The organism is Sphingomonas ginsenosidivorax (assembly GCF_007995065.1).
Taxonomy (GTDB): domain Bacteria; phylum Pseudomonadota; class Alphaproteobacteria; order Sphingomonadales; family Sphingomonadaceae; genus Sphingomonas; species Sphingomonas ginsenosidivorax.
The window spans coordinates 2,846,537-2,872,140 of sequence record NZ_VOQR01000001.1; the positions used below are offsets into that span (position 1 = coordinate 2,846,537).

The 25,604-nt window shown below is 67.0% G+C and carries 22 protein-coding genes; 16 read left to right on the forward strand and 6 right to left on the reverse strand.

The features are described from left to right. Positions 1–41 precede the first annotated feature (41 nt). Together FSB78_RS12920 and FSB78_RS12925 are read left to right on the forward strand one after the other, a co-directional pair. Complete coding sequence (locus FSB78_RS12920; protein WP_147083025.1) at positions 42–1,511, forward strand: helicase HerA domain-containing protein; 1,470 nt, start codon at positions 42–44, stop codon at positions 1,509–1,511. Positions 1,512–1,543: 32 nt separating this feature from the next. Further along, positions 1,544–2,194, forward strand: a complete 651-nt coding sequence (locus FSB78_RS12925) for a hypothetical protein (RefSeq protein ID WP_147083026.1) — start codon at positions 1,544–1,546, stop codon at positions 2,192–2,194. An 18-nt stretch (positions 2,195–2,212) separates the two neighbouring features. Here FSB78_RS12925 and FSB78_RS12930 read toward each other — a convergent pair whose 3' ends face one another. Then, complete coding sequence (locus FSB78_RS12930; protein WP_199743283.1) at positions 2,213–2,455, reverse strand: DUF2312 domain-containing protein; 243 nt, start codon at positions 2,453–2,455, stop codon at positions 2,213–2,215. A 148-nt stretch (positions 2,456–2,603) separates the two neighbouring features. After that, positions 2,604–2,912, reverse strand: a complete 309-nt coding sequence (locus FSB78_RS12935; RefSeq protein WP_147083028.1) for a DUF1244 domain-containing protein — start codon at positions 2,910–2,912, stop codon at positions 2,604–2,606. 84 nt (positions 2,913–2,996) lie between these two features. Between FSB78_RS12935 and pyk the strand changes: the two genes are divergently transcribed. From pyk to FSB78_RS12950, 3 genes are all read left to right on the forward strand, one after another. Continuing rightward, the gene (pyk, locus tag FSB78_RS12940; RefSeq protein WP_147083029.1) at positions 2,997–4,451 is read left to right on the forward strand and encodes a pyruvate kinase; all 1,455 of its coding nucleotides are present in this window, start codon (positions 2,997–2,999) and stop codon (positions 4,449–4,451) included. A 138-nt stretch (positions 4,452–4,589) separates the two neighbouring features. Further along, a complete protein-coding gene (locus FSB78_RS12945) occupies positions 4,590–6,644 on the forward strand; it encodes a carbon starvation CstA family protein (RefSeq protein WP_147083030.1) in 2,055 nt (684 codons plus the stop codon). Beyond that, positions 6,641–6,823, forward strand: a complete 183-nt coding sequence (locus tag FSB78_RS12950; protein ID WP_147083031.1) for a YbdD/YjiX family protein — start codon at positions 6,641–6,643, stop codon at positions 6,821–6,823. Before FSB78_RS12945 ends, FSB78_RS12950 begins: the two co-directional genes overlap by 4 nt. Positions 6,824–6,936: 113 nt before the next feature. Here FSB78_RS12950 and FSB78_RS12955 read toward each other — a convergent pair whose 3' ends face one another. Together FSB78_RS12955 and FSB78_RS12960 are read right to left on the reverse strand one after the other, a co-directional pair. Next, complete coding sequence (locus FSB78_RS12955) at positions 6,937–7,917, reverse strand: bile acid:sodium symporter family protein (protein WP_147083032.1); 981 nt, start codon at positions 7,915–7,917, stop codon at positions 6,937–6,939. Between the two features lie 161 nt (positions 7,918–8,078). Beyond that, positions 8,079–9,101 (reverse strand): adenosine deaminase, encoded by a 1,023-nt coding sequence (locus FSB78_RS12960; RefSeq protein WP_242008264.1) that lies wholly within the window; start codon positions 9,099–9,101, stop codon positions 8,079–8,081. A 138-nt stretch (positions 9,102–9,239) separates the two neighbouring features. Between FSB78_RS12960 and FSB78_RS12965 the strand changes: the two genes are divergently transcribed. Then, positions 9,240–10,178 carry a DUF808 domain-containing protein gene (locus FSB78_RS12965; RefSeq protein WP_147083033.1) on the forward strand — a complete coding sequence of 313 codons (939 nt, stop codon included), beginning with the start codon at positions 9,240–9,242 and terminating at the stop codon, positions 10,176–10,178. A 274-nt stretch (positions 10,179–10,452) separates the two neighbouring features. On the opposite strand, the gene FSB78_RS12970 is transcribed toward FSB78_RS12965, so the two are convergent. Further along, positions 10,453–12,492, reverse strand: coding sequence for a S9 family peptidase (locus FSB78_RS12970; protein WP_147083034.1), 2,040 nt, complete (start codon positions 12,490–12,492; stop codon positions 10,453–10,455). A 172-nt stretch (positions 12,493–12,664) separates the two neighbouring features. Between FSB78_RS12970 and FSB78_RS12975 the strand changes: the two genes are divergently transcribed. From FSB78_RS12975 to FSB78_RS13010, 8 genes are all read left to right on the forward strand, one after another. Next, a complete protein-coding gene (locus tag FSB78_RS12975; protein ID WP_147083035.1) occupies positions 12,665–13,165 on the forward strand; it encodes a DNA-deoxyinosine glycosylase in 501 nt (166 codons plus the stop codon). After that, positions 13,156–13,713: a DedA family protein gene (locus FSB78_RS12980; protein WP_147083036.1), complete on the forward strand. Its 558-nt coding sequence runs from the start codon at positions 13,156–13,158 to the stop codon at positions 13,711–13,713. The genes FSB78_RS12975 and FSB78_RS12980 overlap by 10 nt, the downstream gene beginning before the upstream one ends. A 130-nt stretch (positions 13,714–13,843) precedes the next feature. Then, entirely contained in the window at positions 13,844–15,337 is a 1,494-nt protein-coding gene (locus FSB78_RS12985; protein WP_147083037.1) for an OpgD/OpgG family glucan biosynthesis protein, read from the forward strand. Beyond that, positions 15,337–17,130 carry a glucans biosynthesis glucosyltransferase MdoH gene (gene mdoH, locus FSB78_RS12990; protein WP_147083038.1) on the forward strand — a complete coding sequence of 598 codons (1,794 nt, stop codon included), beginning with the start codon at positions 15,337–15,339 and terminating at the stop codon, positions 17,128–17,130. The genes FSB78_RS12985 and mdoH overlap by 1 nt, the downstream gene beginning before the upstream one ends. A gap of 60 nt (positions 17,131–17,190) precedes the next feature. Continuing rightward, complete coding sequence (locus FSB78_RS12995; RefSeq protein WP_147083039.1) at positions 17,191–17,673, forward strand: hypothetical protein; 483 nt, start codon at positions 17,191–17,193, stop codon at positions 17,671–17,673. A 98-nt stretch (positions 17,674–17,771) separates the two neighbouring features. Continuing rightward, positions 17,772–20,426 carry an EAL domain-containing protein gene (locus FSB78_RS13000; protein ID WP_147083040.1) on the forward strand — a complete coding sequence of 885 codons (2,655 nt, stop codon included), beginning with the start codon at positions 17,772–17,774 and terminating at the stop codon, positions 20,424–20,426. A gap of 535 nt (positions 20,427–20,961) precedes the next feature. Continuing rightward, complete coding sequence (locus tag FSB78_RS13005; protein ID WP_422396696.1) at positions 20,962–22,833, forward strand: ribonucleoside-diphosphate reductase subunit alpha; 1,872 nt, start codon at positions 20,962–20,964, stop codon at positions 22,831–22,833. Continuing rightward, a complete protein-coding gene (locus FSB78_RS13010; protein ID WP_199743180.1) occupies positions 22,808–23,359 on the forward strand; it encodes an endonuclease domain-containing protein in 552 nt (183 codons plus the stop codon). Before FSB78_RS13005 ends, FSB78_RS13010 begins: the two co-directional genes overlap by 26 nt. A 77-nt stretch (positions 23,360–23,436) precedes the next feature. On the opposite strand, the gene FSB78_RS13015 is transcribed toward FSB78_RS13010, so the two are convergent. Continuing rightward, positions 23,437–23,697 carry a DUF2171 domain-containing protein gene (locus FSB78_RS13015; protein ID WP_147083043.1) on the reverse strand — a complete coding sequence of 87 codons (261 nt, stop codon included), beginning with the start codon at positions 23,695–23,697 and terminating at the stop codon, positions 23,437–23,439. A gap of 56 nt (positions 23,698–23,753) precedes the next feature. On the opposite strand from FSB78_RS13015, the gene FSB78_RS13020 reads away from it, so the two are divergent. Further along, positions 23,754–23,957, forward strand: a complete 204-nt coding sequence (locus tag FSB78_RS13020; RefSeq protein ID WP_147083044.1) for a hypothetical protein — start codon at positions 23,754–23,756, stop codon at positions 23,955–23,957. A 67-nt stretch (positions 23,958–24,024) separates the two neighbouring features. After that, positions 24,025–25,077, forward strand: a complete 1,053-nt coding sequence (locus FSB78_RS13025) for a ribonucleotide-diphosphate reductase subunit beta (RefSeq protein WP_147083045.1) — start codon at positions 24,025–24,027, stop codon at positions 25,075–25,077. Positions 25,078–25,604 lie beyond the last annotated feature (527 nt).

Below are 25,604 nucleotides of genomic sequence, written 5' to 3' on the forward strand. Positions count from 1 at the left end.
GCCGCTTGCCGCAGGGGCGCCCGACCTGCCAAACGCCCGGCATGACGGTACGCGTAGACATGGGAACCGACGGCAACGGCACCGCCGTGGCGATGGACCTCGAGGAACTGCTTGCCACACGCTTGCTGGTGCAGGGCAATTCGGGGTCGGGAAAGTCGCATCTGCTGCGCCGCCTGCTCGAACGCTCGGCAGGCCAGGTCCAGCAGATCGTGATCGATCCCGAGGGCGATTTCGTGACTCTCGCCGGCCCGCACGGCCATGTCGTGATCGAGGCGGGCGAATACAGCGAACGCGAGATCGCGCGGATCGCCACCCGCCTGCGCGAACACCGCACGTCGGCGGTGCTCAGCCTCGAGGGACTCGAGGTCGAGGGCCAGATGCGTTGCGCCGCGTCGTTCCTCTCCGCGCTGTTCGACGCCCCGCGCGAGCATTGGTACCCGGCGCTTGTCGTCGTCGACGAGGCGCAGATGTTCGCCCCCGTCACCGGCGGCGAAGTGTCGGAGGAAGTCCGCCGCGCCTCGCTCGCGGCGATGACCAACCTGATGTGCCGCGGCCGCAAGCGCGGGCTCGCGGGCGTCATCGCGACGCAGCGTCTCGCCAAGCTCGCCAAGAACGTCGCGGCCGAAGCGTCCAACTTCCTGATGGGCCGCACCTTCCTCGACATCGACATGGCGCGCGCCGCCGACCTGCTCGGCATGGAGCGCCGCCAGGCCGAGGCGATCCGCGACCTCCAGCGCGGCACCTTCATGGCGCTTGGCCCCGCGGTCTCCAGGCGGCCGATCACGGTCAAGATCGGCGACGTCGAGACCTCGGCACGCAGCGGCAGCCCCAAGCTCACGCCGCTCCCCACCGCCACGCCGATGGACCTCGCCGACCTGCTCTCCGAACCCGTTATCGACGCGCCCGAGCTCGGCCTGCTGTTCGATTCGCGCCCGCGCCGCGTCCCCGCCGAGGAACTGATCGACGGCATCGGCCGCACGCCCGAACCGCGCACCGCCGCCCCCCCGCCGCCCGACAAGTCGGACGACGAGGTCGAGGCGATCTATGCCGAGGTATTCCGCGCGATCGTCGCCGACGCCGAATCGTCGCTGCGCCCGCCCTCGGTGCTGTTCCAGGATTTCCAGGTGCGCTGCCGGATGGCGGGACTCGCCAAGCCGCCGCTCGACCTGCCCGGCTTCGTCCGCCGTCTGAGCTGCGCGCGCGCCGGAATCTTCGACATGACGGACGAGGCGTGGACCGCCGCGCTCGACGTCGCCAGCGGGTTGCCCGACGACATGCTCGGGGCGTTCCTGCTGGTCGCCCGCGCCGCGCGCGAGGGCGAGCCCTGCCCGTCCGACGCACGCATCGCCGCGACCTACGGCACCAGCTCGATCGGCCGCGTGAAGCGCCTGATCGGCTATATCGAGAGCCGCGACCTGATCGTCTGCCGCGTCGACCTCGCCGGCAAGCGTTCGATCACGATTCCCGGCCTCGGCTGGACCACGCAGCCGGCGGAGGCCAATACTCCTTGATAGGTTAGGCGGAGCATGGGAGACGGCAGTGCATGCAAGACTCCCCCATTGACGACGAGCTGCGCCTAAGTTTTCTGGGCACCTTGATGGAAGACGTGCTCGTTGCGAGGGCGCGCCGGGATGACTGCGACTCTCAGACACACCGCCGCGAAGTCATTCGAACGATCTTCGCAGCAATTGAAGGATCTATCTGGTTATACCGGCAGCAGGTACGATCGATGGCGAAAAGCATGGGCCTACTTACCCCGGTAGCTGACCTTGCCCTACAGGAAAGAAGCTTTAGCGTCACTGACCGAGGCACGATCATAGAGCAAGTAAAGTTCATTACTCTACCCACGATAATAAAACTCACAAACCGACAGGCGAAGCTTATCGATCCGGAACTGTCTCTTGATTTCGGAAGCACAGGCTGGTCGGCTCTAAAAGATGCATTGAGCGCGCGCCACCGCATCACCCATCCCAAGAGCCGGGAAGATCTACATCTCGGCAATGACGATATGGCAAGAGCAGAAATAGCGTTCTCGTGGATCAACGATTCGATACTTGCGGCTCTTACCGCCACAACCGCCGCCTTTCGAACGCATGCAACGGAAATGCGCACAATCGTTGATGCACTTTTAAGTGGTGACAAGGGCGCGCTCTCGGAATATCGCGCCGCTTTAGCTATAGACGAGGACGACTGATCGCCCCCGTCCAGTTTATCAGAGCATTCCCAAAGCCTGTAAATAAACTTCGAGTATAGCTTCCTCCTCCTGATATTCTTCCTTCTTCTTTTTTCGGATAGCCATAATTTTTTTCATTGCCTTGCCGTCGTAACCTCGGCCCTTGGCTTCGGCAAAGACGTCCTTGATGTCGTCCGAAATGCCCTTCTTCTCTTCCTCGAGCCGCTCGGCGCGCTCGATCAGCAGGCGCAGTTCGTCTGCCGCGACCGCGCCGCCGCCCATGCCGTGTTGGCGTTCGTCCGTCATGATATCCCCATTCGCTCAAAAGACAGACCGGGCGCGATCGGCGTCCGCGAAGGACGGCCGGTGAATCGCGCGACCCGGTGCGGCGCCGCGTCTAGGCGTTAACCGTGCGCGGCTCAATGCCGCTTTAGGCGGGTGCGTTCCCCGGTGCGTTCAACGCCACGCTCGCGCGCATCCGCTCGAGCTGCTCGGGCCTCGCGCTGCCCTGGTTCTGCGCCTTCCACTGCGCATAGGGCATGCCGTAGACCGTCTCGCGCGCGGCCTCCTTGTCCATGTGCCCCGCCTCCTCGACCCAGTCGGACAGGCAGTTGCGGCAGAAGCCGGCCAATCCCATTAGGTCGATATTCTGTGCGTCGCCGCGGTGGCGCAGGTGGCGCACCAGCCGGCGAAAGGCTGCCGCCGCTACGGCATCGTCGAGTTCGTCGAGCTTGTCCATTATCCGCGTCCATCCCGTGGTTGAGGTTGATCGTGTCGAGATAGGGGTTAAGGCACGAACCGGCAAAGCCCCCAGGAGTGCTGAATGACGAAGGCGATATCCCCACGCCCCCGCAAGGTGCGCGTCCTCGCGACGCTGGGCCCGGCGAGCAATTCCCCGGACATGATCGCGACTCTGTTCGAGGCGGGCGCCGACGCGTTCCGCATTAACATGAGCCATGGCGACCAGCAGTCGAAGATCGCGGTGATCCAGGCGATCCGCGCGATGGAGAAGGAGTTCGGGCGCCCGACGACGATCCTCGCCGATCTCCAGGGCCCCAAGCTGCGCGTCGGCAAGTTCGCGGCCGGAAAGGTCGAGCTCAAGACCGGCACGACCTTCCTGCTCGACCGCGACACCACGCCCGGCGACGCCACCCGCGTCGAACTGCCGCACCGCGAGATCTTCGAGGGGATCGAGACCGGCGCCCGCCTGCTGCTCGACGACGGCAAGCTCGTGTTGCGCGTCACCGGACACGGCCCGACGCAGATCGAGACGGTCGTGGTGGTCGGCGGCATGCTGTCGAACAACAAGGGGCTGAACGTCCCCGACGTCGTGCTGCCGATGGCCGCGCTGACCGACAAGGATCGCAGCGATCTCGACTTCGCGGTCGACCAGGGCGTCGACTGGATCGCGCTGTCGTTCGTGCAGCGGCCCGAGGACCTCTGGGAGGCGCGGAAACTGATCGGCGGCAAGGCCGCGCTGCTCGCCAAGATCGAGAAGCCCGCGGCGATCGACCGGCTCGAGGAGATCGTCGAGGCGTGCGACGGCGTGATGGTCGCGCGCGGCGATCTCGGCGTCGAGATGCCGCCCCAGGCGGTGCCGCCGCTGCAGAAGCGCATCGTCGAGGTTGCGCGCCGGATGGGCCGCCCGGTGGTGGTCGCGACGCAGATGCTCGAATCCATGATCACCTCGCCGTCGCCGACCCGCGCCGAAGTCTCGGACGTGGCGACCGCAATCTATGACGGCGCCGATGCGATCATGCTCTCGGCCGAGAGTGCGGCGGGCGACTGGCCGGTCGAATCGGTCGCGATGATGAACGCGATCGGTGTCTCGGTGGAGGGCGATCCCGAGCACGGCGACCGCATGCACTTCACCGTGATGAAGCCCGATCCGACGACCGCGGATGCGCTCGCCGAGGCCGCGAAGAACATCGCCGCGACGGTCGATGCGGTGGCGATCATCTGCTTCACCACCTCGGGCTCGACGCCCCGGCGAATCGCGCGCGAGCGGCCGGGCGTGCCGCTGCTGGTCCTCACCCCCAGCCTGGAGACCGCGCGCCGGCTCGGGCTGCTCTGGGGCACGCACGCGGTCCACACCCGCGACGTCGAATCGTTTGAGGACATGGTCGGCAAGTCGAAGCGCATGGCGCTGCGGCACAACATGGCCAAGGCCGGCGACCGCGTGATCGTGATGGCGGGTGTGCCGTTCCGCACGCCGGGATCGACCAACGTGCTGCACGTCGTGCGGATCGTCGGCGACGAGTTGAAGGGGCGGAAATAGTCTTTTCCACCCCGGCGAAGGCCGGGGCCCAATTGGGAAACAGCTGTGACGACGCGCACCGGTCCGTTACATCGACCTTGCCAATTGGGCCCCGGCCTTCGCCGGGGTGGTCGTTTTCCTGAACGGTAGGGGTACCGCATGACGTTACGCGAAAAATTCGGCTGGGGCGCGCTCAGCCTGCTCGCGGCGTGCGCACTCGCGGTCATCGCCTTCGTCCGCGGCGAGAACGTCAACGCGCTGTGGATCGTCGCCGCGTCGGTCTCGATCAACCTCATCGCCTACCGCTTCTACGCGCGCTACATCGCACGCCACGTCATGCAGCTCGACCCGAGCCGCCCGACGCCTGCGATCCGCCGCGCCGACGGGCTCGACTACGTCGCGACCGACCGCAACGTGCTGTTCGGCCACCATTTCGCCGCGATCGCCGGCGCCGGCCCGCTGGTCGGCCCGGTGCTCGCCGCGCAGATGGGCTATCTCCCCGGCACGCTCTGGATCCTCGCCGGCGTCGTGCTCGCAGGCGCGGTGCAGGACTTCATGGTGCTGTTCATCTCGATGCGCCGCGACGGGCGGTCCTTGGGCGAACTCATCCGCATGGAGATGGGCGCGGTCCCCGGCGTGATCGCATTGATCGGCGCGTTCGCGATCATGGTCATCATCCTCGCGGTGCTCGCGCTGATCGTCGTCCGCGCGCTCGCCGGCAGCCCCTGGGGGCTGTTCACCGTCGCCGCGACGATCCCGCTCGCCTTCGCGATGGGCATCTACACGCGCTGGATCCGCCCGGGTAAGGTCGGCGAGGTCTCGGTGCTCGGCGTGATCGGCCTGCTGCTCGCGATCGTCTATGGCGGCAGCGTCGCCGCCTCGCCGGTCTGGGGCCCGATCTTCACGCTGACCCCGGTCCAGCTCTGCGTGATGATGGTCGGCTACGGCGCGGTCGCCTCGGTGCTCCCCGTCTGGCTGCTGCTCGCGCCGCGCGACTATCTGTCGACCTTCCTCAAGATCGGCGCGATCGTCGCCCTCGCGGTCGGCATCGCGATCGTCGCGCCGCCGCTGAAAATGCCCGCGCTCACCAAGTTCATCGATGGCAGCGGCCCGGTCTGGTCGGGCGGGCTGTTCCCGTTCCTGTTCATCACCATCGCGTGCGGCGCGGTGTCGGGCTTCCACGCGCTGATCGCCAGCGGCACGACGCCCAAACTCATCGCCAGCGAGAGCGACGCCCCGTTCATCGGCTATGGCGCGATGCTGATGGAGAGCTTCGTCGCGATCATGGCGCTGGTCGGCGCGACGATCCTCGATCCCGGCATCTATTTCGCGATGAACAGCCCCGCCGCGGTGGTCGGCACCAACGCCGTCTCCGCCGCGACCGCGGTCAGCAAGATGGGCTTCCTCATCGCCCCCGACGCGCTGACGCAGGCCGCCAAGGACGTCGGCGAGGCGACGATCATCAGCCGCACCGGCGGCGCGCCCACGCTCGCGGTCGCGATGGCGGAGATCTTCTCGAACGTCGTCGGCGGCCCGGCTATGAAGGCATTCTGGTACCATTTCGCGATCCTGTTCGAGGCGCTGTTCATCCTCACCGCGGTCGACGCGGGCACGCGCGCCGGGCGCTTCATGCTGCAGGACCTGATCGGCCTCGTCGTGCCTTCGTTCCGCAATGCCTCCGCGATCGTCCCCGGGATCATCGCAACGGCCCTGTGCGTGATCGCCTGGGGCTTCTTCCTCTATCAGGGCGTCACCGATCCCTTGGGCGGGGTGAACACGCTGTGGCCGCTGTTCGGCATCTCGAACCAGATGCTCGCCGCGGTCGCGCTGGTGCTCGCCACGGTCGTGCTGTTCCGCATGAAGCGCCAGCGCTTCGCCTGGGTCACGATGGTCCCCGCCGCCTGGCTGTGCCTGTGCACGATCACCGCGGGGCTGCTGAAACTCTTCTCCAGCGACGTGAAGGTCGGCTTTCTCGCGCACGCGGCCAAGTTCGGCGACGCGGCCGCCCGCGGCGAGATCCTCGCGCCTGCCAAGACGATGGAGGAGATGCACCGCATCGTCTTCAACGACCGCATCGACGCCGCGCTGATCGCGCTGTTCCTCGGCGTCGTCGTGTCGATCCTCGGCTTCGGCATCCGCACCTGCCTCGCCGCGCTGAAAACCGACCGCCCGACGGTCAGCGAAGTCCCGCCGCAGCTGGTTCCGGCGGAATGACGATCCTCGCCCGCCTCCGCGAAACCGCGCTGCTGATGGTCGGCGTGCCGAGCTACACCGCCTATCGCCAGCACATGGCCGACCGCCACCCGGACCACGCGCCGATGGACGAAAAGACCTTCTTCCGCGACCGGCAACAGGCCCGCTACGGCGGCAAGGGCGGCGGGCGGTGTTGCTGAGCCTACCATCCAACCCAACCCTGCCGTCATCCTGACGAACGTCAGGATCCAGAGCTCCAAACGTCAGCGCCCGTAACCCTGGATCCTGACGTTCGTCAGGATGCCGGCGGGAGTCAGGATAGCGGTTCCTGCTTCGCATCCGCCGCCGCATACCGCCGCGCGATCACCGCGCACGCGATCAGCTGGATCTGGTGGAACAGCATCAGCGGCAACAGGATCACGCCCACCTGCGCGGCCGGGAACAGCACCCCCGCCATCGGCACCCCCGCCGCGAGGCTCTTCTTCGACCCGCAGAACAGCAGCACGATCGCATCCTCGCGCGGCAGCTTCATCACACGCGCGACCGCGACCGTCAGCCCCAGCACCAACGCCAGCATCGCGCAGCACAGCATGCCGATCAGCACCAGGTCGCCGATCGACAGCCGCTGCCACAGCCCCTCGACCACCGCCGCGCCGAACGCCGAATAGACCACCAGCAGGATCGACCCGCGGTCGACCACGCCCAGCACCGCCTTGCGCCGCGACACCCACGCGCCGATCCACGGCCGCAGCAGATGCCCCGCGACGAACGGCACGAGCAGCTGCAGCACGATCGCCTCGACCCCCTCGACCGACACTCCGCCCCCGCCCGCGTTCGGCATCAGCAACGCGACCAGCGCCGGCGTCACGATGATCCCGAGCAGGTTGGAGAAGGACGCGCTGCACACCGCCGCCGCGACATTGCCGCGCGCGATTGCGGTGAACGCGATCGACGACTGCACCGTCGACGGCAGCAAGGTCAGGAACAACAGGCCGGCGGCGAGCGGCCCGGTGACGAACGGCAACGCCGCCACGCCCAGCCCCAATGCCGGGAAGGCGACGAACGTCACCGCCAGCACCGCCAGATGCAGCCGCCAGTTGCGCAGCCCCGCCAGGATCGCCTCGCGCGACAGCTTCGCGCCGTGGAGGAAGAAGAGGAGGACGATCGCGACATCGGCGGCATAGCTCACCGCGGTCGCCCACCCGCCGCGCGCGGGCAGCAGGCTCGCCAGCACGACGGTGCCGAGCAGCATGAGGATGAACGGCTCGAACACCGCGAGGAAGCGTTTGATCATCGAATCTCACATGTCCGTCACTCGACCGCCTCATCCTCCCCCGCCAGGGGGAGGTGGCAGGCGCAGCCTGACGGAGGGGGCGGACAGGGGAACGGCGGTTTCATGTCCGCCCCCTCCGACGCCTTCGGCGCCACCTCCCCCTTGCGGGGGAGGATCAAAGGTCAGTTCGCCTTCACATAGGCATCGAGCGTGGCCAGATGCCCCGCAAGCGTCTCGTCATCCAGGAAACTCCCCAGGAAGCTGTTGCGCGCCAGCGTTACCACCTGCTCGCGCGACAGGTTCCGCGCCGCGGCGGTCTGCCGGTAATTCTCGCCGATATACCCCCCGAAATAGGCCGGATCGTCCGAATGGATCGTCGCGCGCAGGCCGAGATCGAGCATCCGGTCGATCGGATGGTTCTCGAGCGTATCGACGTTGCGCAACGCGACGTTCGACAACGGACACACCGTTAGCGTCATCGCATCGCGCGCCAGCCGCGCGACCAGCGCCGGATCCTCGAGCGCGCGATTGCCATGATCGATCCGGTCGACATGCAGCAGATCGAGCGCTTCGTGGACATACTCGGCCGGCCCCTCCTCGCCCGCATGCGCGCACAGCATCAGCCCGGCATCGCCTGCGGCCGCAAACACCCGCGCGAACTTCGACGGCGGGTTGCCCATCTCGGACGAATCGAGCCCCACGCCGATCAGCCGGTCGAGCCACGGCTCGGCCTGCGCGAACGTCTCGAACGCATCCTCCTCGGACAGATGCCGCAGGAAGCTCATGATCAGCCCGACGCTCATGCCGTGCTTCGCCTTCGCCTCCTCGATCCCGGCGAACAACCCGTTCGCCACCACGTCGAACGGGATGCCCCGGTGCGTATGCGTCTGCGGATCGAAGAAGATCTCGGCATGTACCACGCCGTCCTGCGCGACGCGGTCGAAATAGGCGACCGCGAGGTCGCGGAAATCCTCCTCGGTCTTCAGCACCGCGGCGCCTGCATAATAGATGTCGAGGAAGGTCTGCAGATTGGTGAAGCTGTATGCCGCGCGGACGTCCTCGACGCTGGCGAACGGGATCGCCACCTTGTTGCGCGCCGCCAGCGCGAACATCAGCTCGGGCTCCAGGCTGCCCTCGATATGCAGGTGCAGCTCGGCCTTGGGCAGGCGGGTGATGAAATCGTTCGTCAATTGCGGGGCGGTCATGGCGGGTCCTGTCGCTTTGGGCGTCTTGCCTGCAACCTTTCCGCGCGCCGCGCACTACCGCAAGGGCGAAAGGCGTTGCATGACAATCCTGTCACGGTACCGAGCGCCGATACACCGACCACGAGAAAGACACCATCGATGCCCACAGGACTGGTCGCGCTGCTCGACGACATCGCCGGAATCACCAAGCTCGCCGCCGCCAGCCTCGACGACGTCGCCGCCGCCGCGGGCAAGGCGGGCAGCAAGGCGATGGGCGTTGTGGTCGACGATGCCGCGGTGACGCCGCGCTACATGACCGGCTTCTCGCCCAAGCGCGAACTGCCGATGATCTGGCGGATCGCGCTCGGCTCGTTCCGCAACAAGCTGCTCTTCATCCTGCCGGCCGCGCTCGCACTCAGCGCGTTCGCGCCGTGGCTGCTGACCCCGCTGCTGATTATCGGCGGCACCTATCTCTGCTTCGAGGGGGCGGAAAAAGTCCTCGAAGCGTTCGGCGGCGGCCATGTCGAGGCCGAGGAAGAGGTCATTACCGATCCCAAGGCGCTCGAGAATTCGAAGGTCGCGGGCGCGGTCCGCACCGACTTCATCCTGTCGGCCGAGATCATGGTCATCGCGCTGTCGGAAGTCGCCGACAAGCCGATCTGGGAACAGGCGATCGTGCTGGCGTTCGTCGGCATCGGCATCACGATCGGCGTCTACGGCGTCGTCGCGCTGATCGTGAAGATGGACGATATCGGCCTCCACCTGGCCCAGCGCAGCAACACCGGCGTCCAGGCGATCGGCCGCGGCCTCGTCAAGGGCATGCCGATCGTCATGAGCGCGCTGTCGATCATCGGCACAGCCGCGATGATCTGGGTCGGCGGCGGCATCATCGTCCACGGCATCGAGGGCTACGGCCTGACGACGGTCCCGCACGTGATCCACCACGCCGCGGAGAGCGCTGCCGCCGCCGTCCCGGTCGCCAAGGGCGCGGTGTCCTGGCTCGTCAACGCTGTGGGCGCGGGGATAATCGGCATGATCCTCGGCAGCGCAGTGGCCGGTATCGTCCACCTGATCCACAAGGCCCGCGGCAAGCACTGACCCCCATCAATCCTCCCCCGCCAGGGGGAGGTGGCACCGAAGGTGACGGAGGGGGCGGACACGGAACGGGCGTTTCCCTTTCCGTCCCCTCCGTCAGGCTGCGCCTGCCACCTCCCCCTGGCGGGGGAGGATTCGCGAAACGCCCGCCGCTCCCCCCAACTCCGTCATCCTGAACTCGTTTCAAGATCCATCGCGCGGCAAACGCAGCGCCTACGATCGACCGCTGCGCCCGCACAGCCATGGATGCTGAACCAAGTTCAGCATGACGGGGGGCTCACCGCTTCGCCGTCCACTTGTCCATCCACCCGATCACCTCGCCATACCATTGCCGGCTGTCCTTGGGCCGCTGCACCCAGTGGCTCGCATTCGGGAACACCAGAAGCCGCGACGGCACGTCGCGCCGCTGCAGCGCGGTGAAGCTCGCAATCCCCTGCGTGTACGGAATCCGGAAATCCTTCTCGCCGGTGATCACCAGCATCGGGGTCTTCCACTTGTCGACATAGTTCACCGGGTTCCATTTCTCGAACGCGGCCGGGTCCTCGTAATAGGGGTGCCCTCCATGCTCCCATTCGTCGAACCAGAGCTCCTCGGTCTCGTACGCCATCGCGCGCGCGTCGAACACGCCGTCATGCTGGACGATGCACTTGAAGCGGTTGGGCCATTGGCTCTCGAACCAGTTCATCATATAGCCGCCATAGGACGCCCCCAGCGCGCACGCGCGGTCGCCGTCCAGCCAGCCGAACTTGCTCGTCGCCGCGGCCAGCCCCAGCTTCAGGTCCTCGAGCGGCTTGCCGCCCCAGTCGTTCCGGATCGCATCGGTGAAGGCCTGGCCGTAGCCGGTCGACCCGTGGAAATCGACCGCGACCAGCCCGTATCCCGCGCCTGCGAACACCGCCGGGTTCCAGCGATAGGACCAGCTGTTGTTGCTCGACCCCTGCGGCCCCCCATGCACCATATACGCGACCGGCAGCTTGCCGGTGATGCCGGTGGGCTTCACCGCATAGCCCCACACCGTGTCGCCGCCCGCGCCCGCGAAGCTGAACCGCGTGACGCTCGGCATCTCGATCCCGGCGAGCTTGGTGGCGTTGACCGAGGTCAGCCGCACCGGCTTACCCTTGCCCGTGATCCGGTAAAAATCGTCGGGCGCGACCAGGCTGTTCATCGCGAACACCATGCCCTTCGCCGTCGGCACCACCGCCGTGACGTTGCCGACGCCGGTCAGTCGCGTGACCTTGCCGCTCCTCGGGTCGACCGACCAGATCGGCGTCTCCTGCGTATCCTCGGCGGTCACCAGGATCCGCGCGCCGTCCGGCGACCAGGCGACGGAAGCGACCGACCGGTCCCAGCCCTCGGTCAGTGCGCGCGTCTCGCCCGTCGCCAGGTTGCGCAGCTGGAGCACCAGCCGGTCCGCCTCGTACCCTGCGCGCTTCATGGCCGTGTACGCCAGCCACTTGCCGTCCGGCGACACCGATGGCGCGGTGTCGGTCCCGTCGTTCGCATCGGTCAGGTTGACCGGCGGCGACGACCCGTCCGCGGGGGCCGCGAAGATGTCCATGTTGGTCGACAGCGGCTCGATCCGCCCCGCCTCGCGCAGCGCGAAATACACCGTCTTGCCGTCCGCCGACCAGGCGAGTTCCTCGCCACCGCCGAACGGCTTGGACGGCGTATCGCCGATCAGCTGCCCGCCGATCGCCACGCCGTTCCCCGCCGCACCGCCAGGCGTCAGCGGCAGCACGAACAGCTGCGACCGGCTCCCGTCCGCCCAGGTGTCCCAGTGGCGCACGAACAGCTGGTCATAGGTCCGCGCGCCGCCGGCATTGGGATCCTTCTTGACCATCGCCGGCTCCAGGCTCGGCGCGCCCGGCCGGCGATCCGCCCAGACCAGCAGCTTGTCGCCGGTCGGCGCGACCTTGAACCCGCCGATCCCGCCCTTGACCGTCGTCAACTGCCGCGGCGTACCGCCGGCCACGGGCACCGACCAGATCGCATCGTCGCCGCCCTTGTCCGACTGGAAATACACCGTCGTGCCATCGGGCGAGAAGGCGGGCGACGTCTCGTTGACGTCCGCCTCGGCGACCAGTTTCTCGGGCGCCGCGCCCTTGCGGGTCATATCGAGCCGCCAGACGTCGAACCGGCCCTTGTCGGCGGCGAGATCGGTCTCGCGCTGCTGCCAGACGAGCCAGCGCCCGTCCTTCGACACGACGGGCGCGGACACGCGCGACAGGCCGACCACGTCGTCGATGGTGATTTGGCGGGCGGCGGCGGGGCTCGCGACGGCGATCGCGGCGAGGCTTGCGGAGAGGAGCATTTTCATGGGCGCGAACATAAGCGCGTTTCCCCCCGGCCCGCAATTGGCGGACCGCCCTCGCCTCCCCCGTCATGCCGGACATGTTCCGGCATCCATGCCACCGCACGCCCCGGACCATCGAGTACGCGACACGATGGACCCCGGAACAAGTCCGGGGTGACGGAGGTAGGGTACCCTCATGCTCAAGCGCTCCTTCCCACCCGTGGTCGCCCCGAACACCCGGCTGCTGATCCTCGGCAGCCTCCCTGGCGACCGCTCGCTCGCCGAAGCGCGCTATTACGCGCACCCGCAGAACCAGTTCTGGCGGCTGCTATCCCCGGTGATCGGCCACGACCTGATGGCGCTTCCCTACGAAGACCGCCTCGCCGCGCTGCTCGCGCGTGGGATCGGCCTGTGGGACGTCGTCGCCACCGCGCTGCGCCCCGGCAGCACCGACGCCGCGATCCGCGACATCGCCGGCAACGACCTCGCCGCGCTCGCCGCCACGCTCCCCGAGCTCCAGGCGATCGCCTTCAATGGCGCCACCGCGGCAAAGCATGGCGCGCCGCTACTCGGCGAACACCCCGCCCCCCGCATCACGCTCCCCTCGAGCAGCCCGCTCCACACGATCGGGCTGGCGGCCAAGCAACCCGCCTGGGATGCGCTCAAACCCTTCGTCCAAGGCCCCCCATGTCGATAGAATCATTCATCACCCAATACGGCCTAGCGGCCATCTTCCTCGGCGCCGGGTTCGAGGGCGAGACCAGCGTCGTCACCGGCGGCCTGCTCGCGCACCAGCACCTGCTCCCGCTCGTCGGCACCGGCGTCGCCGCCGCGACCGGTTCGTTCGCCGCGGATCAGCTCTTCTTCTTCATCGGCCGCCGCTACCGTGACACCGCACGCATCCGCCGGATGATCGAGAAGCCCGCCTTTGCCAAGGCACTTGGCACGCTCGATCGCCACCCGACCGCGTTCATCCTCGGCTTCCGCTTTCTCTACGGGTTGCGCACGATCAGCCCGATCGCGATCGGCACCAGCCACGTCCCCGCGCGCACCTTCGTCGCGCTCAACGCGGTCTCGGCGATCGTCTGGGCGGTGCTGTTCACGGGAATCGGCTATCTGTTCGGCGATCAGGTGCTGGAGCTACTCGGGGGCAACAAACTCGTCGGCATCGCGATCCTGATCGGCGTCGTCGCCGCGATCTTCGTCGTGTTGCGGCTGTGGACCCGGTATCGCGCGAAAGCGTGAAGCACCCGGACCGTCGCATTTGCGTGGGGATGCACACGGGAACGCGATAGGTTATGCCGCGTTGCACAACGAGTCAGTCCCGTAACGATCGTTCGACGAACACGGCGACGGACACGGCACAGGGGTATTCATGGTCGACTTCTACCGACGCGAGATGTTGGGCGGCCTCGCTGCGCTCATGGTCGCTGCCAGGGCCAGCGGCGCTGCCACCGCCGCCGCCGCGCCGTTCTCATGGGACGCCTTGCAGGCGCGCGCCGCCGCCCTGGCCCGCCAGCCCTACACCGCCCCGGCCAAGGTCGCCGCCGCCGCCGCGGTCGATTACGACAAGGTCGGCGCGATCCGCTACCGCGAGGCGAAGCAGCTCGCCGGCGGCATCCGCCTGTTCCCGCTCGGCCGCTACGCGCCCATGCCAGTCAAGATCAACGTGGTCGAAAACGGCCGGGCGATCCCGGTGCCCTTCACCCCCGACCTGTTCGAGAGCGAGGCAGGCCACGCCCCCGCACTCGGCATCGCCGGCTTCCGCGCGATGGCGCCGGGCGGCAAGAGCGACTGGCTCGCCTTCATGGGCGCCAGCTATTTCCGCACCGCCGGCTCGCAGGACCAGTACGGCCTGTCCGCGCGCGGCATCGCGATCGACACCGGCATATCGGACAAGGAGGAGTTCCCCGACTTCACCGAATTCTGGATCGAGCGCACCGGTCCGCAGGCCTATACGATCTATGCGTTGATGGACGGCCCCAGCCTGACCGGCGCCTATCGCTTCGAATCCACCCATGCGAACGGCGTCCGCCAGCGCGTCTCGTCGGTCCTGAACATCCGCCGCGACATCCAGCGCCTCGGCATCGCGCCCGCCACCAGCATGTTCTGGTACGGTGAGGGCAATCGCGCGGCCGGCACCGACTGGCGCCCCGAAATCCATGATTCGGACGGCCTCGCGCTCCACACGGGCGCCGGCGAGCGCATCTGGCGCCCGCTCGCCAACCCGCCGCACGAGACCACTGACAGCTTCCAGGACGAGAACCCCAAGGGCTTCGGCCTGATCCAGCGCGACCGCGCCTTCGATCACTACCAGGACGACGGTGCCTTCTACGATCGCCGCGCCAACCTCTGGGTCGAGCCGCAGGGCCAATGGGGCAAGGGCGCCGTCACGCTGTTCGCCTTCCCGACCGCCGCCGAGACGGTCGACAACATCGTCGCCTTCTGGACCCCCGCCGCGCCGGTCCGCGCCGGCCAGACGCTCAAATTCGACTATGCGCTGACCTGGGGCTCGACCGATCCGACCGTCGCCCCAAACACCGCCAACGTCGCGCACGCGGTCGAGTCCTGGCGCGGCACCGCCGGCCGCCCTGGCGGCGAGGCGATCGCGGGTGCCAAGAAGCTCGTCGTCGATTTCGTCGGCCCCGGTCTCGCCGGGCTCGACCGCTCGAGCGGCGTCACCCCGCAGATCGACGTCGCCCGCGGCAAGCTGCTCGCCAGCGCCGCCTATCCGGTCGTCGGCCAGCCCAACCGCTGGCGCGTCACCGCCGACGTCGCGATCGAGGGCGGCGGCCCCGCCGATGTCCGCCTGTTCCTGAAGCGCGGCACCACCTCGCTCAGCGAAACCGTGCTGGCCCCGATCTTCTGATGCAGCCGCTCCCCCCCGAAGCGCCGATCGCAATGCCCGTGCAGCGCTTCGGCGAGCCGCCGCGCCCCAACGCGCCGATCGCCGAGGGCCAGAGCGTCGATTCGGGCGACATGCTCGGCCGCCGCGTGCTGCTCGTGCTGCTCACCGGCCTGTTCGCTACCGCCGCATCGACGACGCTGCGCGAATCGCTGATCCAGGACGGCATCGACGCGTGGGACGTCGCGCTGCTGCTGCTGTTCTTCCCGCTGTTCGCATGGATCGCGTTCGGCTTCCTCAACGCCGCGATCGGCTTCGTCCTGCTGATCACCGGGTCGCACCCCGGCTTCGTCCCCGCGCCGCAGAGCGCCGGCACGCTCCACGGCCGCACCGCGGTGCTCGTCCCGATCCACAACGAGGACGTCGACGCGGTCTATGGTCGCGTCGAGCAGATGGCGCGCTCGCTCGCCGATGCCGGCGCGGCGCACCTGTTCGACTTCTTCATCCTGAGCGATTCCGCCGCTGCCGCCGAGCCCGAAGAGTTCGCCGCCTGGGAGGCGCTCGCCCCCCGCGCTGCGGTGCCCGTCTATTACCGCCGCCGCACCGACAATGTCGGGCGCAAGCCGGGCAACGTCGCCGAATGGATCCGCCGCTTCGGCAGCGCCTACGACTATATGATGATGCTCGATGCCGACAGCCTGATGGGCGGGCGCGCGATGGTCGGCATGGCGCAGGTCATGGAACAGCGCCCGGGCATCGCCCTGCTCCAGACCGTCCCCACCGTCATCGACGCGCAGACGCTGTTCCAGCGCTGGATGCAGTTCGCCAGCCGACTCTACGGCCCGATCTCGACCGCGGGGCTGGTCTGGTGGTCGGGCGCGGAGGCGACCTTCTGGGGCCACAACGCGCTGGTCCGCGTCACCGCCTTCGCCTCGAGCTGCGGCCTCCCCGATTTGTCGGGCAAGCCCCCGTTCGGCGGCGCGATCATGAGCCACGACATGGTCGAGGCCGCGCTGCTGCGCCGCCGCGGCTGGTCGGTGCACATGATCATGATCGACGACAGCCACGAGGAATATCCCCCGACGCTGATCGACCAGGCGGTCCGCGACCGCCGCTGGGCACAGGGCAATATCCAGCATCTCCGCCTGCTGAACAGTGCAGGCTTCCACTGGATAAGCCGGCTGCAGCTGCTGATCGGCGCGTCCGCCTATATCACCTCGCCCGCCTGGCTGGTGCTGATCGCGACGACGATTCTGCAGGCGCTCGCGGGCCAGACCACGATCGTCAACGCGGCGGTGTCGTTGCAGGTGTTCGGCGTCACGCTCGTCCTGCTGTTCGGTCCCAAGCTGCTTAGCGTGATCTGGGCGTTCGCGGACACGCCGCGCCGCCAATCGTTCGGCGGCCGTCGCGCGATCCTGCGCTCGGTCGCGCTCGACGTGCCGCTGTCGATGCTGGTCGCGCCGGTCACCGCGCTCACGCAGACGATCGACCTGTTCAACATCCTGCGCGGCCGTCCCTCGGGCTGGGCACCGCAGAACCGCAACCGCGACGGGCTTGCCTGGGCCGACGCGTTCCCGCGCTATCGCTGGCACATGGCGCTGGGCGTGGTGTTCCTGCTGCTGTCGCCGTTCGCGCCGATGACCGCCCTGTGGCTGATCCCGGTGACGCTCGGGTTGCTGCTCGCGCCGTGGCTCGCGATCTGGACCGCCGGGATCGCGCGCGGCGAGGCGATGGCGCGCGCCGGCTATTTCCAGGTTCCCGGCGCCCCCATCGTCGCCAGCGAAGCCGCGTCGCGGATCGTAACGCAACCGGTCTGACGGCACTTACCGGCCGCAAGCGCGTTCTGCCCGCACCTCTCTTTCAGGACAGCGCCCGCCATGATCACCAGCCTCGCGGAACTCGACCGCATCCGCGACGAAACCCGCCGCCTCGTCACCAACCGCGCGCTGATCTCGGCGGGTGCCGCGGTCGTGCCGGTCCCCGGCGCGGACCTCGTTGCCGATGTCGGCCTGCTGACGACGCTGCTGCCGAAGATCAGCGAACGCTTCGAGCTCGACCATGCGCAGATCGAGAAGATGGACCCGCGCCTTGCGCAGCAGGTCTTCGTGCTCGCGACCAGCATGGGCAACACGATGATCGGCCGGATGGTCACCAAACGCGTCGTCGCCGCACTGCTCCGCCGCATCGGCACGCGACTCGCGGTCGGCTCGGTCGCCAAGTTCGTCCCCTTCGCCGGTTCCGCGGTCGCCGCCTCGATCAGTTTCGGCGCGATGAAGCTCGTCGGCAACGCGCATATTGAGGATTGCTACAAGACCGCCAGGGCGCTGATCGAAGGCAGTACGCCGCTGCCCAAGCACTGAGTCCCCGGCGCGCGCGATCGAACCGATTTCGGGCGATCGACGCGCGTTAACCCTGATCGCTTATCAGTTTCGCAACGCATCCGGGGCTATCCAGCGCCATGCACGCGCCCCTTCCCAAAGCCGATCGTCGCCAACGCAGTCGCCCCGCGGCCTATGGCCTGTTCGGGCTGGGAGAAGACGGCCGCGATCAGGTCGTCGCGGTCCAGAGCGCGCTGCTCGCGCAGATCGGCGCGGTATGGCCGTTCACGCTGGCGACCCAGCTCGTCGCCGGCGTGCTGCTGATCGTCATCGCCGCGATCGACGGGCGGGGCGCGATGCTGCCGCTGATCGGCGTCTATGTCGGGATCGTCGCGATCGTCTCGCTGGCGCTGCTGGCGACGTTGCGCGTTCCCGCGATGCGTCGCTGGCCGGCGCATCAGCGCTACCGGATCCTCACCGCGGGTGCGGCCGGTCTCGCCGCCGGGCTGCTCGCGCTGCTCTGGACGACGACGCGGATGCCCGTCGGCACGGTGCAGCTCGGCTGCTTCGTCGCGGTCTCGGGCGCGATCGGCGTCACCGCGCTCAGCATCCACCCGGTCCGCGTCGCGACGCTCGGCTTCGGCGCTGGCGTGGTGCTGATGCTCGCGATCCTGTCGGGGATCAGCCTCGCCTTCGCCGTCGCGGTGCTCTTCCTCGGCTGCCTCGCGCTGGTCGCGCACCGGCTCGCCCAGGTCGATCACGACATCGCGCTCGACCGCGTCGACGAAGGCAGCGAGGGTCGCCTCGCGGTGAAGATGATCGCAGAGTTCGAAAGCCACGGCACCGGCTGGTTCTGGGAAGCCGACCGCCACGGCCGCGTCACCTATATCTCTGCCAAGGTCGCGGGCGAGCTGACCCCGACCGGGGGCAGCCCCGCGGGCATGCTGCTGACCGACCTGTTCCGGATGGACAGCGACAGCACCGAACGCACGCTCGCCTTCCATCTCTCCTCGCGCACCTCGTTCGCCGATTATTCGGTTCGTGCCGCGATCGACCCGCCGATCGACACCGACTCGCCGCGCTGGTGGTCGATCTCGGGGCGCCCGCTGGTCGACGAGATCGGCCGCTTCCAGGGCTTTATCGGCTCGGGCTCGGACCTCACCGAGAAGCGCAAGTCGGAGGCTGAGATCACTCGCCTTGCGCTGTTCGACGGCCTGACCGGTCTCGCCAATCGCCAGCGCATGCGTCTGACGCTCGACAAGACGCTCGCGCAGCAGGCGGGCCCGCATCGCCCTACGGGGCTGTTCCTGATGGATCTCGATCGCTTCAAGGCGGTCAACGACACGCTCGGCCACCAGGCGGGCGACGCATTGCTCAAACAGGTCGCGCAGCGTCTGCAGCGCGGGGTCGGCGACGCCGGTCTGGTCGGGCGCCTCGGCGGCGACGAGTTCAAGGTCGTGCTGCCCGGCATCGACAATCGCGAGCAGCTCGCGGTGCTCGCGCGCGATCTGATCACGTCGCTGTCCCAGCCCTATTTCATCAGCGGCGCCTCAGTCGCGATCGGCTGTTCGATCGGCATCGCGGTCGCACCCGAACATGGCGAGGATTCGGAGACGCTGGTCCGCAACGCCGATCTCGCGCTCTATGCTGCCAAGGGCGACGGCCGCGGCATCCACCGTTTCTATTCGGACGACATGCTGGCGGGTGCCAAGAGCCGCAAGCAGCTCGAGGACGACCTGCGCACCGCGGTGTCCGACGGCGCCTTCCACCTCGCCTATCAGCCCGTCGTCAGCACCAAGACCGCGCGCATCGTCGGCTATGAGGCGCTGATCCGCTGGACCCACCCGACCCGCGGCAACGTATCGCCCGCCGATTTCATCCCGATCGCGGAGGAGAGCGGACTGATCGAGGGGATCGGCGAATGGGTCCTGCGCACCGCCTGTCTCGAGGCGGCGCGCTGGCCGGGCGACATCCGCGTCGCGGTCAACGTCTCGCCGATCCAGTTCGCCAACCCGGCGCTGCCCGCACTCGTCACCAGCGCACTCGCGCATTCGGGTATCGCGCCCGGCCGGCTCGAACTCGAGATCACCGAGGGCGTGTTCCTTGACGAGACGCAGTCGTCCGACCAGATGTTCAAGGCGCTGAAGGGGATCGGCGTCCGCCTCGCGCTCGACGATTTCGGCACCGGCTATTCGAGTCTCGGCTATTTGCGCAACGCGCCGTTCGACAAGATCAAGATCGACCAGTCGTTCGTGAAGGGCGCGGCACAGTCGGGCAACCGCAACGCCGCGATCATCAAGGCGATCGTCACGCTCGCCGACACGCTCGGGATGGAAACCACCGCGGAGGGCGTCGAGATCCAGGACGAGATCGACCTGATCCGCGACCTCGGCTGCAGCCATATCCAGGGCTATGTCTATGGCCGCCCGGCGCCCGCGGACGAGGTCCTGGTGCAACTCGGCGGACAGGCCGGCATCGCCAAGCCCAGCGGCTTCAAGGTCAGCCGGTCGCCGCGCACCAAGATGCTCCGCTCCGCGCGGATCGCGATCGACGGCGCCCGCGGCGACGTGCGCATCCGCGACATCTCGACCAAGGGCGCGATGATCGACGGGATCGCGATCGAGGGCGACCCCGCGGGGATCGAGATGCAGATCGAACTGCTCGAGGACCAGATGATCACCGCCCGCATCCGCTGGGCCAAGGACGGCAAGGCAGGGATCGAGTTCGCCGAAGCCTTCAACCTCGACCGCCTCACCCCCGCCCAGGTCTCCCGCGTCCTCCGCCGCTCGGCCTGACGCCGCCCCCCGTCGTACGACGCCCCGTTCGGTCAGCCGCCCCCCCTTCGTCATGCCGGGCTCGTCCCGGCATCCAGAGCCCCAAGCGACCCGCCCGTAACCCTGGATCCCGGGACGAGCCCGGGATGACGGGTGGAGAAGACACCCCGACCATCCCCACCAAAATATTTTCGTTCGCGCCCTGTTCCCTTGCACATCGTGAACCCCGCAGAAGTCCGTGCGTCGCGCGGGCATCGCCGGTCGAACCGACCCGCAAGATGACCGTCCCGTCATCAACCCGCTTGCGTCGCCTTCCGCTTTGGCACAATCTCTTGGGGTTGCGTTCGTTGCCGGACCCAATCGCTGGTAGAATTGTCGTTGCATTACCATATGCAGGCAGGAGCATCGCAACCGTCGTTTCGGCTGCGTGATCTCTTTTTGTTCTCCGCTTGGGGTCGCGCGGGTGTAATAGGGAGCCCGCTCCCGATTCGAACGGACCGAGAACGAATGGGGAGCGGTTTCGATGGACTTCAGTGATAGCAGCCGGGATAGCGACATGACCACGGACACCCTCGACACCGCCGCAGCGGCCGCCCCGCAGGCGGCTCAGGCGCAGGACAGCCACTCGGTGCGCCCGCAGCCCTATCCGGTCGAGGTCGACCATAGCCGCGACGCGCTGCTCACCGATTTCGGCAAGGAAACGCTGAAGGACCGCTACCTGCTGCCGGGCGAGAGCTACCAGGACCTGTTCGTCCGCGTCGCCTCGGCCTATGCCGACGACGCCGGCCATGCGCAGCGCCTCTACGACGCGATCTCGAAGCTCTGGTTCATGCCCGCCACCCCCGTTCTCTCGAACGGCGGCACCGGCCGCGGCCTGCCGATCAGCTGCTACCTCAACTCGGTGCCCGACAGCCTCAACGGCATCGTCGACACCTGGAACGAGAATGTCTGGCTCGCCTCGCGCGGCGGCGGCATCGGCACCTATTGGGGCAATGTCCGCGGCATCGGCGAGCCGGTCGGCCTCAACGGCAAGACCAGCGGCATCATCCCGTTCGTCCGCGTGATGGATTCGCTGACCCTCGCGATCTCGCAGGGCTCGCTGCGCCGCGGGTCTGCCGCCTGCTATCTCGACGTCTCGCATCCCGAGATCGAGGAGTTCCTCGAGATCCGCAAACCCTCGGGCGACTTCAACCGCAAGGCGCTCAACCTGCATCACGGCGTGCTGATCACCGACGACTTCATGGAAGCCGTCCGCGCCGGCGCCGAATGGCATCTGCGCTCCCCCAAGGACCAGGCGATCCGCGCCACCGTCGACGCGCGCTCGCTGTTCCAGAAGCTCGTCGAGACCCGCCTGCAGACCGGCGAGCCCTACATCATCTTCGCCGACCACGTGAACAAAGCGATGCCCAAGCATCACCGCGAACTCGGCCTCAAGGTCTCGACCTCGAACCTGTGCAGCGAGATCACGCTGCCGACCGGCCGCGACCATCTCGGTAACGACCGCACGGCCGTGTGCTGCCTGTCGTCGCTGAACCTCGAAACCTGGGACCAGTGGAACGGCGAGAAGGGCTTCATCGAGGACGTCATGCGCTTCCTCGACAACGTCCTGCAGGATTACATCGACCGCCACGAGCCCGGCATGGAGCGCGCCGCCTACTCGGCGGGCCGCGAGCGCTCGGTCGGCCTCGGCGTGATGGGCTATCACAGCTTCCTCCAGGCGCGCGGCCTGCCCTTCGAGGGCGCGATGGCGAAGTCGTGGAACCTGCGCATGTTCAAGCACATCAACGCCGCGGCCAACGAAGCGTCGATGCAGCTCGCGATCGAGCGCGGCCCCTGCCCCGACGCCGCCGATGTCGGCGCGATGGAGCGGTTCAGCTGCAAGATGGCGATCGCGCCGACCGCGTCGATCAGCATCATCTGCGGCGGCACCAGCGCGTGCATCGAGCCGATCCCGGCGAACATCTACACGCACAAGACGCTGTCGGGCAGCTTCTCGGTCAAGAACCCGTATCTGGAAAAGCTGCTCTCCGAGAAGTCGAAGAACAGCGACGCGGTGTGGAACTCGATCCTCGAGCAGGGCGGCAGCGTCCAGCACCTCGACTTCCTCTCGACCGAGGAAAAGGACTGCTACAAGACGAGCTTCGAGATCGACCAGCGCTGGCTGCTCGAACTCGCCGCCGACCGCACGCCGTACATCGACCAGGCGCAGTCGCTGAACCTGTTCATCCCCGCCGACGTCGAGAAATGGGACCTCCTCATGCTCCACTTCCGCGCCTGGGAGCTCGGCATCAAGTCGCTCTACTATCTCCGCTCGAAGTCGGTGCAGCGCGCCGGGTTCGCCGGCGGCGTCGAGGCCGACAACACGATCGACCTGCGCCAGATCGAGGTCGAGTCGAAGGACTATGACGAATGTCTGGCGTGCCAGTGAGGTGTCATCGATAGGTTCCCCTCACCCTTCCGACCCTGCGGGCCTCCCTTCCTCTCCCACAAGGGAAGAGGGACAGCAGGACTCCTCTCCCCTTGTGGGAGAGGAAGGGGCCCGCGCGAAGCGTGGGAAGGTGAGGGGGAATGCGGAAGGCCTGACGAAGCGCCAACTGCTGCCTGCTGACACGACAAGACGCGCCCGCGTGTTGCGCAGGAATACGGGTGAACCTGAGCGCCGCTTGTGGGGCGCCGTTCGCGAGGCGCATCCCGCGCAACGCTTCCGCCGCCAAGTCCCGTTAGGACCCTATTTCGTGGATTTCTGCTCGCACGCTGCCAGGCTGGTCATCGAAATCGACGGCGACACGCATGCTGGTACGGCAGGCTATGATGCGGCCCGCACCCAATTTCTCAACAACGAAGGGTATCGCGTGCTGCGCTTCTGGAACAACGAGGTCATGGAAAACATCGACGGCGTGATCCAGACGATCGGCGCCGCGCTTTCGCCTGACATGCAAAAGGGCCGCCCATGATGGACGGCCCCCTCACCTTCCCCCGGCCTGCGGCCGCGGGCCCCTTCCTCTCCCACAAGGGGAGAGGAGGTCCAGTCCTACGCTTCTTCCTCGAACGTCACGGCGACGTCGGCATTCGCGCTCAAGCGCACCTTGCCGTCCTCGACACCGGCGACCAGGCCGAGCGAGATGAAGTGGTGATGGCCCTCGTGGCTGGTCGTGCCTTCCTTGACCTGCGCGCCCGAGTCCTTCTTGGTCAGCTTGATGCGGTCGCCCTCGACGTGGTCGACGGTGCCGACATGGACGCCGTCTGCGCCGATGACTTCGGCATGTTCCTGGATCTGGCTGACATCGACCATGGGTCTTCTCCTGTGTTGGGTTCGGGTGCAGAACGCGCAGGCCCGGAATTGGTCGCATGAGCTGGCAGGTGCTGATCATGTTTGCGGTCGCGGGCGTGTTCGGCCTGATCGGGATAGCATGCCTCGTCCGCCTCGCCTCCCCTCGGGTAACCCAGGGGCAGGTCTATGCGTTCAGGATGATCGGGATCATGCTCGTCTCGGGCGCGATCGTCCTCGCCATGTCGGCCGGCGCGATGCAGTCCTGGGCCGCCAGTCCCTGACCGTCCGCCCCTGACTCAAGTAATTCAGTTTCCCCGTTTTCATCTCTTCATCGTACCGGAGTATCCGATGTCCCTCCTCCAAGCCTCCAAGCAGTACAAGCCGTTCGAATACCCCTGGGCGTTCGAGTTCTGGAAGCGCCAGCAGCAGCTCCACTGGCTCCCCGAGGAAGTGCCCTTGGGCGAGGATTGCCGCGACTGGGCGCAGAAGCTCACCGACCACGAGCGCAACCTGCTGACGCAGATCTTCCGCTTCTTCACCCAGGCGGACGTCGAGGTGCAGGACTGCTATCACGAGAAATACGGCCGGGTGTTCAAGCCGACCGAGATCAAGATGATGCTGACCGCGTTCAGCAACATGGAGACGGTGCACATCGCCGCCTACAGCCACCTGCTCGACACCATCGGCATGCCCGAGAGCGAGTATGGCGCCTTCCTCGAATATGCCGAGATGAAGGAAAAGCATGATTACATGCAGAAGTTCACCGTCGACAACGACGAGGACATCGCGCGCACGCTCGCCATGTTCGGCGGCTTCACCGAGGGCGTCCAGCTCTTCGCCAGCTTCGCGATGCTGATGAACTTCCCGCGCTTCAACAAGATGAAGGGCATGGGCCAGATCGTCACTTGGTCGATCCGCGACGAGACGCTGCACTGCGAGGGCATCATCAAGATGTTCCACACCTTCTGCGCCGAGCGCCAGTGCCTGACCAAGGCGGTGAAGGACGACATCGCCGACGTGTGCCAGACGACGATCCGGCTCGAGGACAATTTCATCGACCTCGCGTTCGAAATGGGCCCGGTCAACGGCATGACGCCCAAGGAGATCAAGAAGTACATCCGCTACATCGCCGACTGGCGGATGAACCAGCTGGGGTTGAAGCCGATCTACATGATCGACGAGCACCCGCTGCCCTGGCTCGCCCCGATGCTCAACGGCGTCGAGCACGCCAACTTCTTCGAAGCCCGCGCGACCGAATATTCGAAGGCCGCGACCAAGGGCCAGTGGACCGACGTCTGGGATTCGTTCGACAAGCGGCAGAGCGCGAAGCGTGGGCCTGCGGCGAACCTGGATCTGGGTGAGGTTCGGGATATGTTTTCGGACTCGGTTGCGGCTGAGTAAGTCGCGCCGCGCGAGGAGTTAGCGCAAAGCTAACTCCCGCCACCGGCGGCGCGACCGGCCGGCGGCGCTACAAGCGCCGACCGACGGCATGGGCTTTGCCCATGTCGTACCATCTTGTGATGGCCTCAATCGAATTCATCCATATTCCAGCGCCTCGAATTCCACTATTTACAGAATGCCAAATTGACCCCCAAGATATACCTATTCGGCTTGGGGAGATTTGCGGTGCATACGATGAAACGTCGTGGATCTTACAGGTCCATTATAATCGTCACCCTACTAAGCATCGCAACTGGCCTACAGAACTCTCAGGCGAGTGCGGCGTATGGATTCTGCATGGCTCCAAGAGCACCCATGCTTTACAGCAGCAAACCATCGCGGCCTTATTGCGCAGCTAGTCAAAATTGCTCGTCGTTTGAAGTCGAGCAATACCGAAACAGCCTTAAACGCCACTTCGATCAGCTAGAACAGTATCTGGTTGACGTAGACAAATTTCGCAAACTCGCGTACGAGTATGCAGAGTGTGA

Bases quoted from the DNA above. Each gene is read 5' to 3' on its own strand.
- FSB78_RS12945 (WP_147083030.1), top strand. From the start codon at position 4,590: ATGACGTTACGCGAAAAATTCGGCTGGGGCGCGCTCAGCCTGCTCGCG.
- mdoH (WP_147083038.1), top strand. From the start codon at position 15,337: ATGCAGCCGCTCCCCCCCGAAGCGCCGATCGCAATGCCCGTGCAGCGC.
- FSB78_RS12965 (WP_147083033.1), top strand. From the start codon at position 9,240: ATGCCCACAGGACTGGTCGCGCTGCTCGACGACATCGCCGGAATCACC.
- FSB78_RS12975 (WP_147083035.1), top strand. From the start codon at position 12,665: ATGCTCAAGCGCTCCTTCCCACCCGTGGTCGCCCCGAACACCCGGCTG.
- FSB78_RS12925 (WP_147083026.1), top strand. From the start codon at position 1,544: ATGCAAGACTCCCCCATTGACGACGAGCTGCGCCTAAGTTTTCTGGGC.
- FSB78_RS13005 (WP_422396696.1), top strand. From the start codon at position 20,962: ATGACCACGGACACCCTCGACACCGCCGCAGCGGCCGCCCCGCAGGCG.
- FSB78_RS12955 (WP_147083032.1), bottom strand. From the start codon at position 7,917: ATGATCAAACGCTTCCTCGCGGTGTTCGAGCCGTTCATCCTCATGCTG.
- FSB78_RS13000 (WP_147083040.1), top strand. From the start codon at position 17,772: ATGCACGCGCCCCTTCCCAAAGCCGATCGTCGCCAACGCAGTCGCCCC.
- FSB78_RS12985 (WP_147083037.1), top strand. From the start codon at position 13,844: ATGGTCGACTTCTACCGACGCGAGATGTTGGGCGGCCTCGCTGCGCTC.
- FSB78_RS12935 (WP_147083028.1), bottom strand. From the start codon at position 2,912: ATGGACAAGCTCGACGAACTCGACGATGCCGTAGCGGCGGCAGCCTTT.
- FSB78_RS12980 (WP_147083036.1), top strand. From the start codon at position 13,156: ATGTCGATAGAATCATTCATCACCCAATACGGCCTAGCGGCCATCTTC.
- FSB78_RS12930 (WP_199743283.1), bottom strand. From the start codon at position 2,455: ATGGGCGGCGGCGCGGTCGCGGCAGACGAACTGCGCCTGCTGATCGAG.
- FSB78_RS13015 (WP_147083043.1), bottom strand. From the start codon at position 23,697: ATGGTCGATGTCAGCCAGATCCAGGAACATGCCGAAGTCATCGGCGCA.
- FSB78_RS12960 (WP_242008264.1), bottom strand. From the start codon at position 9,101: ATGACCGCCCCGCAATTGACGAACGATTTCATCACCCGCCTGCCCAAG.
- FSB78_RS13025 (WP_147083045.1), top strand. From the start codon at position 24,025: ATGTCCCTCCTCCAAGCCTCCAAGCAGTACAAGCCGTTCGAATACCCC.
- FSB78_RS12995 (WP_147083039.1), top strand. From the start codon at position 17,191: ATGATCACCAGCCTCGCGGAACTCGACCGCATCCGCGACGAAACCCGC.
- FSB78_RS13010 (WP_199743180.1), top strand. From the start codon at position 22,808: ATGACGAATGTCTGGCGTGCCAGTGAGGTGTCATCGATAGGTTCCCCT.
- FSB78_RS12950 (WP_147083031.1), top strand. From the start codon at position 6,641: ATGACGATCCTCGCCCGCCTCCGCGAAACCGCGCTGCTGATGGTCGGC.
- FSB78_RS12970 (WP_147083034.1), bottom strand. From the start codon at position 12,492: ATGAAAATGCTCCTCTCCGCAAGCCTCGCCGCGATCGCCGTCGCGAGC.
- pyk (WP_147083029.1), top strand. From the start codon at position 2,997: ATGACGAAGGCGATATCCCCACGCCCCCGCAAGGTGCGCGTCCTCGCG.
- FSB78_RS13020 (WP_147083044.1), top strand. From the start codon at position 23,754: ATGAGCTGGCAGGTGCTGATCATGTTTGCGGTCGCGGGCGTGTTCGGC.
- FSB78_RS12920 (WP_147083025.1), top strand. From the start codon at position 42: ATGACGGTACGCGTAGACATGGGAACCGACGGCAACGGCACCGCCGTG.